Annotated in this window: 16 protein-coding genes; 7 read left to right on the top strand and 9 right to left on the bottom strand. The window is 58.0% G+C overall.

Annotated features, from left to right (window positions below):
* Positions 1 to 23: 23 nt before the first annotated feature.
* Positions 24 to 260, bottom strand: coding sequence for a hypothetical protein (locus SynPROSU1_RS10225; RefSeq protein ID WP_370586220.1), 237 nt, complete (start codon positions 258 to 260; stop codon positions 24 to 26).
* Between the two features lie 109 nt (positions 261 to 369).
* Positions 370 to 1,731: a DEAD/DEAH box helicase gene (locus SynPROSU1_RS10220; RefSeq protein ID WP_370586282.1), complete on the bottom strand. Its 1,362-nt coding sequence runs from the start codon at positions 1,729 to 1,731 to the stop codon at positions 370 to 372.
* Positions 1,732 to 1,867: 136 nt separating this feature from the next.
* On the opposite strand from SynPROSU1_RS10220, the gene SynPROSU1_RS10215 reads away from it, so the two are divergent.
* Entirely contained in the window at positions 1,868 to 2,101 is a 234-nt protein-coding gene (locus SynPROSU1_RS10215; RefSeq protein WP_186572433.1) for a hypothetical protein, read from the top strand.
* A 34-nt stretch (positions 2,102 to 2,135) separates the two neighbouring features.
* Here SynPROSU1_RS10215 and SynPROSU1_RS10210 read toward each other — a convergent pair whose 3' ends face one another.
* Entirely contained in the window at positions 2,136 to 2,714 is a 579-nt protein-coding gene (locus SynPROSU1_RS10210) for an EF-1 guanine nucleotide exchange domain-containing protein (RefSeq protein ID WP_186570411.1), read from the bottom strand.
* A 128-nt stretch (positions 2,715 to 2,842) separates the two neighbouring features.
* Between SynPROSU1_RS10210 and SynPROSU1_RS10205 the strand changes: the two genes are divergently transcribed.
* Genes SynPROSU1_RS10205 through SynPROSU1_RS10190 form a run of 4 tightly spaced genes read left to right on the top strand, consistent with a single transcriptional unit; the run spans position 2,843 to position 6,730 of the window.
* The gene (locus tag SynPROSU1_RS10205) at positions 2,843 to 3,982 is read left to right on the top strand and encodes a Re/Si-specific NAD(P)(+) transhydrogenase subunit alpha (protein ID WP_255444634.1); all 1,140 of its coding nucleotides are present in this window, start codon (positions 2,843 to 2,845) and stop codon (positions 3,980 to 3,982) included.
* Positions 3,982 to 4,278 carry an NAD(P) transhydrogenase subunit alpha gene (locus tag SynPROSU1_RS10200; protein ID WP_115025338.1) on the top strand — a complete coding sequence of 99 codons (297 nt, stop codon included), beginning with the start codon at positions 3,982 to 3,984 and terminating at the stop codon, positions 4,276 to 4,278. The genes SynPROSU1_RS10205 and SynPROSU1_RS10200 overlap by 1 nt, the downstream gene beginning before the upstream one ends.
* Positions 4,278 to 5,696 carry an NAD(P)(+) transhydrogenase (Re/Si-specific) subunit beta gene (locus SynPROSU1_RS10195; protein ID WP_186570410.1) on the top strand — a complete coding sequence of 473 codons (1,419 nt, stop codon included), beginning with the start codon at positions 4,278 to 4,280 and terminating at the stop codon, positions 5,694 to 5,696. Before SynPROSU1_RS10200 ends, SynPROSU1_RS10195 begins: the two co-directional genes overlap by 1 nt.
* A complete protein-coding gene (locus tag SynPROSU1_RS10190) occupies positions 5,696 to 6,730 on the top strand; it encodes an alpha/beta fold hydrolase (protein WP_186570409.1) in 1,035 nt (344 codons plus the stop codon). Before SynPROSU1_RS10195 ends, SynPROSU1_RS10190 begins: the two co-directional genes overlap by 1 nt.
* Before the next feature lie 263 nt (positions 6,731 to 6,993).
* Here the strand turns inward: SynPROSU1_RS10190 and SynPROSU1_RS10185 are convergent, their stop codons facing one another.
* The 3 genes from SynPROSU1_RS10185 to SynPROSU1_RS10180 form a co-directional block, all read right to left on the bottom strand.
* Positions 6,994 to 8,139 carry a fatty acid desaturase gene (locus SynPROSU1_RS10185; RefSeq protein ID WP_186570408.1) on the bottom strand — a complete coding sequence of 382 codons (1,146 nt, stop codon included), beginning with the start codon at positions 8,137 to 8,139 and terminating at the stop codon, positions 6,994 to 6,996.
* 228 nt (positions 8,140 to 8,367) lie between these two features.
* Positions 8,368 to 8,736 carry a ferredoxin gene (locus SynPROSU1_RS14025; protein WP_255444632.1) on the bottom strand — a complete coding sequence of 123 codons (369 nt, stop codon included), beginning with the start codon at positions 8,734 to 8,736 and terminating at the stop codon, positions 8,368 to 8,370.
* Positions 8,737 to 8,738: 2 nt separating this feature from the next.
* Entirely contained in the window at positions 8,739 to 9,986 is a 1,248-nt protein-coding gene (locus SynPROSU1_RS10180) for a 1-deoxy-D-xylulose-5-phosphate reductoisomerase (protein WP_186572351.1), read from the bottom strand.
* 79 nt (positions 9,987 to 10,065) lie between these two features.
* Between SynPROSU1_RS10180 and SynPROSU1_RS10175 the strand changes: the two genes are divergently transcribed.
* Positions 10,066 to 11,385, top strand: coding sequence for a sodium-dependent transporter (locus SynPROSU1_RS10175; protein WP_186570407.1), 1,320 nt, complete (start codon positions 10,066 to 10,068; stop codon positions 11,383 to 11,385).
* Here the strand turns inward: SynPROSU1_RS10175 and SynPROSU1_RS10170 are convergent.
* The 3 genes from SynPROSU1_RS10170 to cysS all read right to left on the bottom strand — a co-directional run bounded on the left by SynPROSU1_RS10170 (position 11,357) and on the right by cysS (position 13,562).
* Entirely contained in the window at positions 11,357 to 11,821 is a 465-nt protein-coding gene (locus tag SynPROSU1_RS10170) for a DUF2721 domain-containing protein (RefSeq protein ID WP_186570406.1), read from the bottom strand. The genes SynPROSU1_RS10175 and SynPROSU1_RS10170 overlap by 29 nt on opposite strands.
* On the bottom strand, positions 11,818 to 12,018 hold the full coding sequence (locus SynPROSU1_RS10165) for a hypothetical protein (RefSeq protein WP_255444631.1): 201 nt from the start codon (positions 12,016 to 12,018) through the stop codon (positions 11,818 to 11,820). Before SynPROSU1_RS10165 ends, SynPROSU1_RS10170 begins: the two co-directional genes overlap by 4 nt.
* A gap of 62 nt (positions 12,019 to 12,080) precedes the next feature.
* On the bottom strand, positions 12,081 to 13,562 hold the full coding sequence (gene cysS, locus SynPROSU1_RS10160) for a cysteine--tRNA ligase (RefSeq protein WP_186570404.1): 1,482 nt from the start codon (positions 13,560 to 13,562) through the stop codon (positions 12,081 to 12,083).
* Positions 13,563 to 13,685: 123 nt separating this feature from the next.
* Here cysS and SynPROSU1_RS10155 point away from each other — a divergent pair, with 123 nt between their 5' ends.
* Positions 13,686 to 15,164, top strand: a complete 1,479-nt coding sequence (locus SynPROSU1_RS10155; RefSeq protein ID WP_186570403.1) for a hypothetical protein — start codon at positions 13,686 to 13,688, stop codon at positions 15,162 to 15,164.
* The last annotated feature ends 2 nt before the right edge of the window (positions 15,165 to 15,166 follow it).

Below are 15,166 nucleotides of genomic sequence, written 5' to 3'. Positions count from 1 at the left end.
TTGAGGGGAAATTAAGGATGTTTTTAGATTTCGACCTGTGAATCGTTGGATGTGGGGTCGTGAATCGGTCGACGCTTGCTTGGGTTGCGTGGAACGGCCAAAACATTGGCCTCAAGCATCTCCATATTTTCTCCCATGCAAGTGATCCATTCGCAGAATTCCTGCGTTATCGCGTAACTGTCTTCATAGCGCTCTTCCCTGTCCAGGACTGCGATGCGCGTGGATGCCCAGCCGCTTGCAACGATGACTCGGCGTTCCATTGCGGCATCCATGACTGATTCCTCGATGTTGATCAGGTTGGCGGATCGGAGGTCCCTTTCGGCCCATCCATTCGCACAAATTCGCATTTTCCTCTGACCAAAGCTGTGTTCAGCGCTGCAAAAAAGCGGGCAATTCGGGCGTTTTGAGTCGGATCACCTCGCCAGCGCCGTCTTCAACTGCCTCCAGGGGAAGGCTCGGGCCGCGCCATGGCCCCACTCCCGGTAGCTCATCTTGTGCGTCCTGCTCCTGCGGGCGCAGCACGTAGGGCTCGGCCACAGACCACGACCGTGCGTAGTCCATCAGCAGAGGGTCCGCCGGAGCGAAAACGAAGGAGGCCTCTCGGGGGATGGCTTCGCAGGCGGCAAGCTCCGGTGTCATCCGTACAGCCCGGGTGATGCCCTGCACAAAACGGCTGCGGGTCACAACGGTGGTCAGATAGGCAACCACCCTTAGGCGTGGTGCATCAAAGCCTTCCGCGCACATGTCAATGCTCACAAGCCAATCGGCACTCCCGCTTTGGAAGGCGTTCAAGCGTTCCGTCGCTTGGGGGCTCTGGGAATGAATCAGCTCCACCCGGTTGCCGTCTTCAATCAACACCCGGCTGATGGCCTCGGCGTGATTGATGTCGCGGGCGATGACAAGGCCAGCTGACTGTGGCTGACGCTCCTGAAGTTGATTCAGTTTCTGCTGCGCTCTCAGCAGCACCTGCTGGCCAATGCTGCTGCTGTCGGCTAGGCGTATGGCGCGACGCAGGTTGCGAGCACGCCAGCTTTCCCGCTGTTCGGACGAAAGGGGGGAAACGTCGCGGTCGGGGTGCCCCTCACGGCTGTGTTCAACCCAGCCATCCTGAAAGCGGAACTCCAGGGGGCGGACATCCCCTGCCGCGATCAGGTCCCTTGGTTCCACGCAGAGATCCGGACGGATCTGCTCGACCCAGCCACCGTCGTCCAGTTGAACCCGGATTCGACGGGCGGCGCAGAACCCCAGGTTGTCGGCACGAAAGGGGGTTCCTGTGAGTCCCAGACGCAGGCTGATGGTGTTGGTCAGCTCCAGAAAGGTCTGTCCCCAGGCTGTTGCGTCCGGTTCATCGGGATCCACCCCGAGATGGTGCGCTTCATCGGCGATCGCCATACAGGTGCTGGCGCCCCGTTGATCGAGCAGTGTCAGCAGCGCGTCGCATTGCCGACCGGCACCCTGATATGTCACCAAAAGGCCGTCTGCCCCATCGCTTTCTTCCGGCGTGCAAGGCCACTCCTCCAGGCGCAAGCCGAGACGAGCAGCGGCTGATTTCCATTGATTCAGGATTGAGGTTCGGTGGCAGAAGACCACGAAATGGTTCAGCCGGCCTTGATCCCGCATCGCGCGGAATCCCAGCAGGGCACCCAGTGTTTTCCCCGCTCCTGGGCCTGCAAACACAAGAAGGTCGCGGCTGCTGCCCTGAAGTTCAAGCCTTCGTCGCAGGAGCTGAATCAGCTGCAGCTGCCACTGCCTCGGTTGGACAGGGACTGTGTCGCGATCGGGGTCGACCTTGGACGGCAGGTTGAAGCTGACGGCTGAGATATCGCCTCTCGGGAAGATTGAGTCTTTTTAACCATTCCTTTGCGCCGTGGCATCTCTACCGTCCGGCCATCAGCTCCATCGGGATCGGGTCCCGCCCATCGCCATGGCCCAACGCTCTTCCTTCAGCAGCCCCCTCGATCAGCATCGCGATCAACTGGATGGCTGTTGGGAACTCGATTGCGACATCGACCCACTGATTCTTCGAGCGCGCGTTCTGCATCGCCGCGGAGAGCTGAGCTGGGCCCTTGGCCTTGAACAGGAAGTGCTGCCGATCGTGTGATTCGGCAGCACGTTCTGGCGTTAAAGCCTTTGCTTCAGAGCGCTTCGGCGTGGTTGACCACCAAGTGTTCCACTTCCATTAAGGCCTCTTCTGAGGCGGAACGAGCGGCCTTGAAATCTCCCTTCGCGGAGTTCAGCATCTGCTGAGCGAGACGATCCAGCAGCTCCTCCCGGCGTTCCTCAAGCATCGCCACGATTTCGGTCTCCACAAGGGTGCGGACCGCCTGAATGCGCAGGTCATCGTTCTCCGCTTCCGCGAACGTGCCCTGCACGAGTTCCTGAATGAACAGGCGATGCACTTCGCTGCTGCGCAGAAAGCTTTCCGTGGCGTTGATCATCCCGTCGACCAGGGTTCGATCGGGCTCGCTTTCGCCGTCATTCAGCTTGAACTCCCAGTCGAGGTGCCGCCGCTGCCAGCCGGCCGTGTGCAGGCTCGGCATCACGCTTTGGGAGAAGGTGTCGACGGAAATTTCATAGATCCGCTCCGCCAGCCGTTCACACCAGTCCTTGCCGTGCAACTGGAGGGTGGACTGCATGGTTTCTCGTTCAACGGCGTGGCCGCCGTGGTGGCTGTGGCAGAGGCCGTCGGGACACTCGATTGCGCTGAGACCCATGAGGAGCACAGAGGATGCACTTCACGTAGCAAGAGCAACAGAAGAGGGGGGCTTTCTTCAGGAAGCTTCCTGATGGCGAGAGGGTGACCCCGTAAGTAACCTGACTTGGGTCGGTGGTTGTGTTCCCCTTGCCCAGACTTCTGATACCGGTGGAGTCGACACCGGAAGAAACCCGGGTTGCGGCAACGCCCGACACGGTCAAAAAATTTATTTCGTTGGGCTGCAATGTGGCAGTCGAACGTGGAGCCGGTAAAGCCTCCGGCTACCTCGATGAGGCTTATGCCGAGCAGGGTGCGGATTTGATCCATGCCGGAGATGCATCGGCCTGGACTCAGGCGGATGTTCTGCTCTGTGTTCAATCGCCGAGCGCAGCGGGCCTAGCCCGCCTTCGCCAGGGAGCGTTGGTGGTTGGTCTGCTCTCCCCCTACGCCAACGAAGACCTAACGGCAGGCCTTCAGCGCGGCGGTCTCTCTGCCATGGCGCTCGAGCTGCTGCCGCGGATCAGCCGGGCTCAGTCTGCGGATGCTTTGTCCTCCCAGGCCAACATCGCTGGCTACAAGTCGGTGTTGCTGGCTTCCGCTGCTCTGGATCGTTACTTCCCGATGCTGATGACGGCCGCGGGCACCGTTCAACCGGCCAAGGTGGTGATTCTCGGAGCTGGTGTGGCGGGCCTTCAAGCGGTCGCCACAGCCCGCCGCCTCGGTGCAGTCGTCTATGTCAGTGACATCAGGCCGGCGGTCAAAGAGCAGGTTGAATCGCTCGGCGCCCGTTTCATTGAGCCACCTGAGTTGGAAGACAAGCCTGCTGAATCCGGCGGTTATGCCAAACAGGCCTCCGATGCATTCCTGGCTGCTCAGCGACAGCAGCTGTCCGATCAACTGGCTGAGGCCGATGTGGCCATCTGTACGGCCCAGGTGCCCGGTCGCCGAGCTCCTCGCCTGATCAGTGAAGACATGCTCGATCGGATGCGTCCAGGCGCAGTGGTGGTTGACCTGGCGGTGGCCCAGGGTGGCAATTGTGCCGACACCGTGCCTGGTCAGACCGTCGACCGCAAAGGTGTGAAGCTGATCGGCGGCAATGATCTGCCCTGCAGCGTTCCCAATCACGCCAGTGCGCTCTACGCCCGCAATCTCGTGGCTCTTTTGGAGCCCACCCTCAAGGACGGTGTCCTCAACCTCGATCCCGATGATGAACTGATCGCTGGCTGTCTGATCGCCCAGGACGGCAGCATCCGTCGTGGCGATGTCCTTACCCCAGGTGCCAACTGATGTTTGTTGAATTTCTCTGGGTTCTTCTGCTTGGCAGCCTGCTTGGGCTCGAGCTGATCGGCAAGGTCCCTCCAACCCTGCACACTCCATTGATGAGTGGCGCGAATGCCATCTCGGGCATCACCGTCTTGGCAGCACTCACCGCCATCATCAAGGCCGGCGATAACACCGTGGTGTTGCTGCTCGGTTCCGTCTCGCTGGGCTTTGCCCTGTTCAACGTGATCGGGGGCTTCCTCGTGACCGACCGCATGCTGGCCATGTTCAGCCGCAAGCCTGCTCGCAAGGAGAACCGCTGATGTCTGACCTTCTCAAATACGCGATTGAGCTGGTTGCGGTTCTGTTGCTGGCCCTCGGCATCAAGGGGCTCTCTAAGGTGCGTTCAGCCCGGGGTGCCAATCAGCTGGCGGCTGTCGCCATGGGCCTCGCGGTGCTTGGTCTGCTGATCAACTATCTCGGCACGACTGGCATCAGCAGCGCGGCCTGGGCCTGGATCATTGCCGGAACGTTGGTGGGTGGTGTGCTTGGAGCCATCACCGCCCAGCGGGTGCCGATGACCTCGATGCCGGAGACGGTCGCCCTCTTCAATGGCTGCGGTGGCATGTCGTCATTGCTGGTGGCACTGGCTGCTGCTCTCTATCCGGTGGCCCTTGATGCTGCAGGCCCTGTGGCTGTGGTGTCCATCGTTGTGTCTGTCTTTGTGGGCGCGATTACCTTCACCGGCTCCATCGTGGCCATGGCCAAGTTGCAGGGCTGGCTGTCCACGCCGGCCTGGATGCAAAGCAAGGGCCGCCATGTCGTCAACATCGCGCTGGCGGTGGCATCCCTCGTGGGTGCCATTGAGATGCTGCGCAACGCTGAATCAGGCACTGGCCTCTGGCTTCTGATGGTGGCCTCCGGCCTGCTGGGCATCGGGGTGACGCTGCCAATCGGCGGGGCCGATATGCCCGTGGTGATCTCGCTGCTGAACAGCTACTCGGGGGTGGCTGCGGCCGCCGCCGGTTTCGTGGTGGGAAGCCAGTTGCTGATCGTGGCGGGTGCCATGGTCGGCGCCGCCGGCCTGATCCTCACCCAGGTGATGTGCAACGGCATGAACCGTTCTCTGGTGTCTGTTCTGTTTGGTGGAGCTCTTGGTGCGACCACTGCCACAGGTGGTGGTGGCGAATACACCAACATCACGAGCTGCAGCGTCGAGGAATGCGCCCTCACCCTGGAGGCTGCTGAACGGGTGGTGATTGTTCCTGGTTATGGCTTGGCTGTGGCCCAGGCTCAGCACACGCTGCGGGAAGTGACCCGTGTGCTGGAAAGCGCCGGCATTGATGTGGCCTACGCCATCCACCCTGTGGCTGGTCGCATGCCCGGCCACATGAACGTGCTTCTGGCTGAGGCGGATGTGCCTTATGAGCAGCTTCAGGAGATGGACCAGATCAATCCCGAGTTCCCCGCCACCGATGTGGTGTTGGTGCTGGGTGCCAATGATGTGGTTAATCCCCAGGCCAAGAGCGACCCCAATTCGCCGCTCTACGGCATGCCCGTGCTGGATGTGCAAGATGCCCGCACGGTATTTGTGGTGAAACGTGGCATGAGCGCTGGTTACTCCGGCATCAAGAACGATCTGTTCGAGTTAGCCAATACCTCGATGTTGTTCGGTGATGCCAAGAAGGTGCTCGGCGATCTCCTGGTGGAACTCAAGGATCTGGGCCTGGGCAAGAAGTGATGGGGCGGGGCGTGGATAACCCCCAGCTGCGGGAGCGGCTGGGGGTTCCATCGTTTGAGCAGCGCTGGCCTTGGATTGGTGGCGATCTGCAAACCCTCCGCGACACACTGCGTGAGGTGGATCTTCCCCACGATCAAGGGGTTCCGATCGAAATCTCCGTGCCAGCCCTGCCCAGTGGAGCTGCGGCTGCAGGGTCTTTGCTTGCCCTGCTCGATCAGCCGGAAGGGGAACCCAGAGGTCTGGTTCTACTGCTCCATGGCCTGGGGGGATCCAGTTCCCGTGAGGGTCTGAGGCGGATGGGGGCAGCGCTGCAAGCCGCGGGTTTCGCTGTGTTGCGGCTGAATCTGCGCGGTGCGGACCCGGGCCGGCATCTGGCGGGTGGCACCTACGCAGCGCGTTGCAACAGCGATCTGCTGCCGGTCATTGCCCAGGCGCGCATGTTGGCGGCGGGTCGACCGCTGCTGGGGGCGGGCATCTCCCTGGGCGGCACGATGCTGCTCAATGCCTGTTTGGCCTCGCCTGGTGTGCTTGATGGCCTCTTCTGCGCCAGCAGTCCGCTGGACCTTGCGGCGTGCAGTGCCTCGATCGAACGGCCCCGCAATCGGATTTATCAACGTTGGCTGCTGAAGCGGTTGGTGCGGCAAACCCTGGCGGATCCATTTGGGGTGAGCAGTCAGGAGGAGGCCACCCTTCGAACGACGCCACCCCGTTCAATCCGTTCCTTTGACAGTGCCGTGACGGCTCCCCGTTGGGGGTTCCCGGATGTGGAGGCGTACTACCGCGAGGCCTCTCCCTTGCAGCATCTGCTTTCAGCTTGCGATGTGATGCCACCCACGCTGTTGTTGCAGGCGCTCGATGATCCCTGGGTACCAGCATCAGCCGCGTTAAGTCTCGGCGATGCGTTGCATCCCGATGCTGCAATTCACACGTTGTTCACCAGTCGGGGCGGTCACAACGGGTTTCATGGGCGCGGCGGCTGCTGGGGTGATCAGTTGGCGGCAGCCTGGCTTTGCATGGTCGCTCGAGGTACTTAACCATCTGTTTTAGTGCTTGGTCCTGCATAGAAAGCTTTAAAGGGATGTCGGTTTAGATGCTATGAATCCTGAGCGATATATCGATTGTTTCTTCAAAACGTGCTTCTTTCAGTGCTTTTATGAATGTCGATAAGGGTGGAGGGTGAAAAATATGTGAACTTTCTTCCGTTTTAGAACATGGCCTCGAGCTGGTGGATTTAGAGCTAAATTTCCTGGGTTTTTGGGGATTTGCGAAGATATTGATGTTTTTGGGTAAGCTTCGCCTAAAAATAAAACTCTTTGCTAGAGGGGTTTTGATAGACAGCTCCGCCGCATCTCGTCGCAATCGTCCAAAGAGCTTTATGGATAGGGGTGGGGTCGTATCGCACTAGCTCGGGAAATCTTTGCCTCAACAGATTTGTTCCGTCCCAAGCATTGTAATGGGGAATCGATGAATTGACGTGATGACAGACGTGAGTGGATCCGATCCCGTGGTGCAGAAGATTCAGGATAGGTCCGTAAGGGCGATCAACCGTCTGGAGGGCTCCCTTAGGCCAAGACCATGTTTCATTTGAGAAATGAGGAATATCGCTGTTTGTGTGTTGTAGCCAAGTGTATGTTGTCAGCCACATATTGATTACCATATATGGCAATCCATAAAGGCAGAGCACTCGAAGTGGCGAATATTGTATCGACGCTGCAATCAAGAAAGAAACCATGGCCAGCAAACCAAGATTGGACCGGACCATCCATTTGTTGAATGTTTCAGGAAATAAGCGACGCTTTCCGTTGGTGTTTCGCTTGCGATTCCAAAAATGAGATGTAGGAGAGTCGTAGTCTTCCCCGCCAGTCGCTCCAAAAAATAGATAGAGCTGCCAGCCGATAACGAGATGATTGAAGAGAGAGATGATCCCGAAGACGACTGGATGCAGGTTTCGCTTCAGCTGTTCTGTGGTTTGTCCTAATGGTGACGTTGCCCTTGGCGGTACGTGGGTTTCTCCTTTCTCAAGGTGATTGCAGTGGGCGTGATGCACGGCATGGCTATGTGCCCAGCTGTAGTAAGGCACAAGGAGAATGCTATGGAGAGCAAATCCCACGACCCCTTCGATTCGACGATTGGGGTGAAAGGCGTGATGGCCACACTCATGGGCAATAACCCAGCAGCCCATCGCAATGGTGCCGGTAACAGCTCCATAGAGAAGCCACAAAGGAGTGGCTGAGGCAGAAAGTGGGATGAGCGTTCCAATGCCAATTGCCAAGGCCGATAGTCCAACTGACATCGCCAAACTCACCCAAGCCCTTATTGGGCTCAACTTGGAGAGTTCAGGTGGCAAGGTTTTCAGTAACTCCGCTTTTGTCGGATAGACGGCTGATTTGGGAGTGTGTTCAGAAGTCGTTTTTGTTGGTCTGATCGTTGCTGCAAATGCCAATCGAGAGCCTCAGGACAAGCGAGAAGTGATCAACGCTTAAGGTTTTCAATATAGTTGTTCGTCTCGCGAGCTGTGGGCGCTGTGGAGTGGTGAATGCCGATCGCAGTTCTGGGGGTCTCCTCACTCAGTTGCTCGGTAAAAGCTGGTGCATTTGATCAAGTCCTCTTGCGATTTTCTGTGTCTTTCAGGCGCTATGGTGACGTTTGTTGGTGTATAGGAATGTATGCGCTAAATTGCTATTTGCTCTGCAGGGGGAGTGTCTGTAGGGCCTAATGGTGTTCTTTTTAGTATCCATTCTTCGACAGGTTGTTGGTCGACAATGTGGTTTTGAATAATTTTTTTTATCCTGCTGGGAGACACTTCTGCGTACCAAATTCCGTCTGGCCAGACAACAAGGATGGGTCCACGCTCACATATCCTAAGGCAATCAACTTTGCTCCTTAGGACAATCCCTTCAGGGCGTTGCGTGTTCTCTAAGTCCAGCTCACGAACAACGCTTTTTAGTTCATTCCAGGTTTGTGAACCCAGGGCAGAATCGCAACATTTGGCTTTGTTGGCGGTTGCACAAAGCAGAAGGTGGTGACTGACCCGTTGCATCGTTAAGCGGCGAGAGCTCCCATGGGCAACCGGGTGACACCCCGGTTCACCTGTTCGCGCACTGCGGTTCGCGCCCACTGATCCACCCGCAGCACGTCGTCCAATTGGGGCTGTGCCATCAGATCGGGTTTATGCCGCTCGCAGGCGGCATCGATCACTGTGGGGATGTCGAGAAAGTGAATCTTCTCCTCGAGGAACTGCGCCACGGCTTCCTCGTTGGCAGCATTCATCACCGCAGGCATGGTGCCGCCGGCCCGTCCAGCGGCGTAGGCCAGCTCCATGCAGGGGTACTTGGCTGGATCAGGGGCCCTGAAAGTGAGCTGGCCGATTTCGGTGAGATCCAGGCGTCGCCACGGCGTTTCCAGCCGAGACGGCCAGCTCAGGCAATAGAGGATGGGCAGTTTCATATCGGGCCAGCCCAGTTGGGCAAGCACCGAGGAATCCGCCAGCTCGATCATCGAATGGATGATGCTCTGGGGATGGATGACGATCTCGATGTGGTCGTAATCCAGGCCGAACAGGTAGTGGGCTTCGATGACCTCAAGGCCTTTGTTCATCAGTGAGGCGGAATCCACGGTGATCTTGCGGCCCATGCTCCAGTTGGGATGGCTGGTGGCATCAGCCACGGTGGCCTTCTCGAGGTCGGCTGTCGTCCAGTCACGGAAGGCTCCGCCAGAGGCCGTCAGCTGAATCCTGCGGAGCCCCGGTGTGGGTACTCCTGTGGATAAACGTGCGTTTTCAGCCCAGGGGGTTCCCTGCAAGCACTGGAAAATGGCCGAGTGCTCCGAATCCGCCGGCAGCAGTCGGCTGCCGCTCTTTTTTAGCTCCGGCAACACCACGGGGCCGGCAGCAATCAGTGTCTCCTTGTTGGCCAGGGCCAGGTCTTTGCCGGCTCGGATCGCCGCCAGGGTCGGCAACAGTCCGGCGCAACCAACAATGCCCGTCACCACGAGGTCGGCGCTGTCCCAGGCGGCAGCAACATTCAGGCCGTCGGGCCCTCCAACCAACTGCGGCGCATCGCTGGCAGCAACGCCTGCGTCCTCGAGACGAACCTGCAGCTCTTGCAGCAGATCGGCATCGGCCAGGGCAACGACTTCTGGGCGATGCCTCTGGATTTGTTGAACCAAAAGGTTCAGGTTGCGTCCGGCTGTTAGGGCCACAACGCGGAACTGCTCAGGGAATTCCTCAGCGATCTGAAGGGTCTGGGTTCCAATGGAGCCAGTGGATCCCAGCACGCTGATGGCTTTCACGCTGATCCGGCAGTTGCGACAAGTCTCCCACCAGGACTGTTGAACGCTGGCAAGCTGGCGAACAGCTTGTTGAGAGCGCATGGCAAAGGAACAGTGGCGATCTGGACTGGGCTTTGTCTTGGCGGCTGCGGGCAGTGCCGTTGGACTGGGCAATCTCTGGGGCTTTGCCTATCGCGCGTCCCAGGGGGGCGGAGGAGCCTTCCTGCTGCTGTATGTGGTGATTGTGCTTTTGGTCTGCTTGCCGGTGCTGGTGGCCGAAATGGTGCTGGGGCGGAGCACTGGACAAAGTCCTCTTCTCGCGCCGGTTCAGGCGGCTGGTCTTCGCTGGCAGCCCATGGGTTGGCTGTTTGTCCTGGCGTCCAGTGGAATTCTGGCGTTCTACGCCGTGCTGATGGGCTGGACCGGGGCGACTCTGGTGCAGACCCTGACGCAGGGGCTACCGGCGGATATTGCTTCAGCCGAAGCATTTTTCGCGAGTCTCAGTGGCGGACGTTCCGCCTTGATTGGGCAACTGCTGAGCTTGGTGGCGACCGCTGGAGTCGTGGCGGCCGGCGTGCGTGGAGGAATCGAGCGGTTGTCCCGCTGGGGCCTGCCGCTGTTGTTCGTTCTGCTGATCGGCCTCGCGGTTTGGGCCGCTGGCCTGGAGGGAGCTTCGGAGGGGTATCGGACGTTCCTGCTGCGCTGGGACAACAGCCAGTTGCATGACCCCACCACGATTCGCAATGCCTTCACGCAGGCCTTCTTCTCAATTGGAACAGGAATCGGTTGCATCCTTGCCTATTCGGCCTATCTGAGTAGGCGCGCCCACCTGCCGCGGGAAGCCGTGGCGGTGGTGGGGATGGACACCGCTGTGGGATTGCTGGCCGGAATGGTCACGTTCCCCGTGGTGATGAGTTTCGGCCTCAAGGATGTGATCAGTGGATCAACCCTGGGCACGATCTTTATCGCTTTGCCCACTGGCCTGGGGTCGCTTGGCTCCACAGGCCAGGTGGTGGCTGTGCTCTTTTTTGCCTTGGCCCTCATTGCTGCGATCACCTCAGCTGTTTCGCTGCTGGAGGTGCCGGTGGCATGTCTGATCGATCGACTGGGTTGGAGTCGAGCTCGGGCCGTCTGGGTGTCCACGGCCTTGATCTTTGTGGCCGGGCTTCCGGCGGCCACCTCGATGGAGGTTCTGGGCTGGATGGATTCCGTGTTTGGCGGCTTGTTGCTGATCCTGGGTGGGTTGCTGCTGGCGTTGTTGCTGGGCTGGGTGCTTCCGGATCGCTTTAAGAAGGAGCTCACCCATTCAGGTAGCCCCATCTGGCTGCAGCGCTTTCTGCTGGTGATGCTGCGTTGGATTTCGCCGCCTGTGATTGCCGTCGGGCTGGTGATCAGCGTGATCGATCTGATGTCCAGCTGAAGGATTCGCTGGGTCCGAAGGTCGCCTCCAACTGCTTTGAGGCGAGCGTGATCTCGCGCAGAAAGCAGATCGCTGCTGAGGTGAGCATCAACATGGCGGCCACGAACAGCGGTGCCACAACCATCGAAAGGTTGATCTGCAGGGCAACCGTGAGAAAAATCACGGCAACAACCGTTGAAATCAACAGGGTCGACAGCGTGAGTAGCCCAATGGCACGAACCACCAACCGGATGCGCTGACGAATCAACCTGAATTCAGCCTGCTCGTCGCACTCCAGCTCCTGGCAGCGACGTTTCAGCTCTCTGGCTCGATCGACGCTGCGGCTCAACCGACCCGACAGCACATTCATCATCGCCCCGATGCCAGCGAGGAGAAACACCGGCGAAACCGAGAGCTGAATGGCTTTCAGCAGTGTCTCCGCTGGTGACGCACTCATGGCTCACCAGGAGGATTGAGCATGGATTCCATTTTGCGGATCCTCAGCAGCATCTTGTCCCAGATCTCAGCTTTCCAGGCTTGCTCCGCATCGCCACTGGATTCGGCCAACTGCTTCTGAGTCGCGAGCTTGGCGTCGAGGTCTTCGCCGGCATCCAGGGCTTTCATCAGCTCCATTTCCAGCTTGGCGGTTTCCATGAAATTCAGCTTTTTAAGCCAGAGCATGGGGAGCGAGGGCGTTGACCTTCAGTCTGCCGGGATCAGGAGCGGATCCACTCCGTCACTCCGCCGGGTTTATCGATCAGCTCCACACCTTGGGCCGCGAGCTCATCACGGATCCGGTCGGCTTCTGGGTAGTTCTTCGCAGCTTTGGCAGCCTTCCTGTCTGCGATGGCCGCATCAATCGCCCCGTCATCGAGGCTGGAGGCCGCCTCTGCTTCCGAGCGCAGTCCCAACACCGCCGCCAGTTGGCGTAGGAGCTGCCAGCGACCCTCGAGGGCGTTCAACTCCTGCTCAGGCAGTGCGGTGTCCTCGCCTCGTTCCAGCCGGTTGGCAAGGGCTCGGAGGGGCTTGGCCAGATCGAACAGAACAGCCAGTCCCCCCGAGCTGTTGAGGTCATCGTCCATGGCGCTGATAAAGCGTTGCTCGAGCTCCACCAGGGCGGTGTCGACTGGACCTCCATCCGAAGTCATTGCACCCTCCGTCAGGGGCGCGGCCGTACTCCAGCCAAGGCTTGCTCCATAACGATCGCCAAGACTGAGTGCTGCATTCAGCCCCTTCCAGCCGGTGGCCGCGGCGTCTAGGGCTTGAGCAGTGAAATCGAGGGGTTTGCGGTAGTGGGCCTGCAGCACAAACAGGCGCAGGGTCATCGGCGAGATTCCGCTGTCCAGCAGGGCGCGGATGGTGGTGAAGTTGCCGAGCGATTTGCTCATCTTCTGCCCGCCGACATTGACCATGCCGTTGTGCATCCAGATCCGGGCCAGGTCTTGGCCTGTAGCCGCTTCGGATTGGGCAATCTCGTTCTCGTGGTGCGGGAACACCAGGTCGGCACCACCAAGGTGGATGTCGATTGTGTCTCCGAGCTCCGCCCGCACCATGGCTGAGCATTCGATGTGCCAGCCAGGGCGTCCCTCACCCCAGGGGGAGGGAAAGCTGGGTTCTCCGGGTTTGGCCCCTTTCCACAGCGCGAAATCGAAGGGGTGTTTCTTACGGGCCTCTTCGGCATCGGCCACGCGACCAGCTGCGTTGTCCTGCTGTTCGCCCAAATCGCGGCCGCTGAGCTTGCCGTAACCGGCATGCTTCATCACTGCGAAATACACATCCCCTTCAGCGCTGTACGCCGCACCCTTAGCTTCCAGTTCGCTGATGAGATTGCGGATCCCATCCAGGCACTGAGTGGCGCGGGGCATGCGGTCGGGCCGCAGGATTCCAAGCGAATCCATATCCTGATGGAAGGATTCGATGTTCCGCTCGCTGACGGCGGTCATCGTGGAGTTCTCCTCATCGGCACGTTTGAGGATCTTGTCGTCGATGTCGGTGAAGTTCTGAACGAAGGTCACTTCGAGGCCACGCCAGATCAGATACCGCCGAAGCACATCCCAGTTGATGTAGCTGCGGGCATGGCCGAGGTGGCAGAGGTCATAGACCGTCACGCCGCAGCAGTAGATGCTCGCTTTGCCCGGAGTCAGCGGTGTGAAGGGTTCGGTGCGGCGGGTGAGGGTGTTGGTGAGCCGCAGGGACACAGCCGTTCAGAAGCTGCGGCTGAGGCTACGGCCTGTTCGGTTGTCACTCGATCTGTTGTCTAGGACGTCGCAATTCTGGAATTGGACGTAGTCTTCATTTATCGACTCTTTCTATCGTTGTTCATGGAACGTCAAAACGATCAGATTGTTGCCTGGTTCGCTAATAATTTTTCTGATGGAAGGCCGGAGATGCCGGATTTGCCGGGTGATGTGATTCTTCCGCCAGAAGACGACGTCACAGAAGGCAATACTCCCCCTGAAGATCTGGTGCCTGATATGGAGGCGCTTCCTCTTCCACCACCGCCTCCCATTGGAGGCATATCTCCAGAAGATCTTCAGAGGGATGATCTAATTGATCTTCCTCCTTCGATGGTAGAGAATCTCCTTCCAGAACAGATTGGTGCCCTGGATCCAGATGTCGTTGGAGAGTTCAGCCCGGAGCAATTTGCTCTAATCCCAGATGCTTCCTTTGAGGGATTTGATGCAGAACAGATTGAATCAATGCGTCCGGAGTTGGTCGAGGGTATTCGTCCAGGTCAGTTTGGCGAGCTTCCCGTGGATTCGTTTCAAGGATTTGATTCTGAACATGTGATGGTTCTTCCTCCAGAGGTTTTTGAGGAGATGCAGCCGGATCAGTTGGCTGCAATGTCATCCGAATCTTTTGAAGGGTTTGATGCGGAACAGATTGAGAACATGCGGCCAGAGCTTTTGGAAGGACTTCAGCCAGGACAGTTCGGCGAGCTTCCAGCTGATGCGTTCCAAGGGTTTGACTCTGAACAGGTGAGTGTTCTTCCGTCAGATGTTTTCAAGACAATGCACGCGGATCAGTTGGCAGAACTACCAGTTGAGGCCTTCGATGGTTTCGAATCTGAACAGATTGGCAACCTTCGTCCCAAGATGTTTGAAGGGATTCGATCGGCACAGTTCGAATCCCTTCCTGTCCAGGCATTTGACGGATTTGATGCAAAACAGATCGATAAAATGAGCCCTAAATTAATGGGATCATTTGACACCGATAGGTTTGCTGCCTTGACGCCTGATGCAGTAGGTGGTTTTGATCCAAAGCAATTCAAGAAGCTTGCTCCAGATACTCTTGAAAAGGTGGAAGCTGATCAGCTGTCTGAGTTGATGCCAAAGATCTTCAGGTCGATGAAGTTGGGACAGTTTGATGCTCTTCCGACTGAATCTTTTGAAGGTTTTCAGGCAAAGCAAATCAAAAAAATGGCGGGTCTTCTGGTGGCTTCTATTGAGCCTGAAGAGTTTGATCTTTTGCCTGCCGATGCTATTGCCGGTTTTAAGCCTAAGTCAGTTAAAAAGCTCTCTGGAGATGATTTTGCAAGGCTCGATAAGACGCAAATGTCAGGTTGGAACTCCAAGACTTTGTCCAAGCTAAAAGAGAGCCATATCGAACATATTCCTGCCGGGGCTTTCGAGGGCTTGACTCAGGCTCAGGCTAAAAAAATGAAGATTCGATTTGCTTCTTCGCTGAGTAAAGATCAAGTACAAAACTTAGATCCTGAGATCTTTGATGTAATTGGCTCCAAGGTGTTCGACGAATTTGAGGATTTGTTGAGTCAACAGCAGCTTGATCTGTTCGGCTGATC

It is taken from the genome of Synechococcus sp. PROS-U-1 (assembly GCF_014279755.1).
Classification (GTDB): Bacteria; Cyanobacteriota; Cyanobacteriia; order PCC-6307; family Cyanobiaceae; genus Parasynechococcus.
Note: the sequence above shows the minus strand (reverse complement) of the source record. Positions and strands in the feature narration are given on the sequence as shown.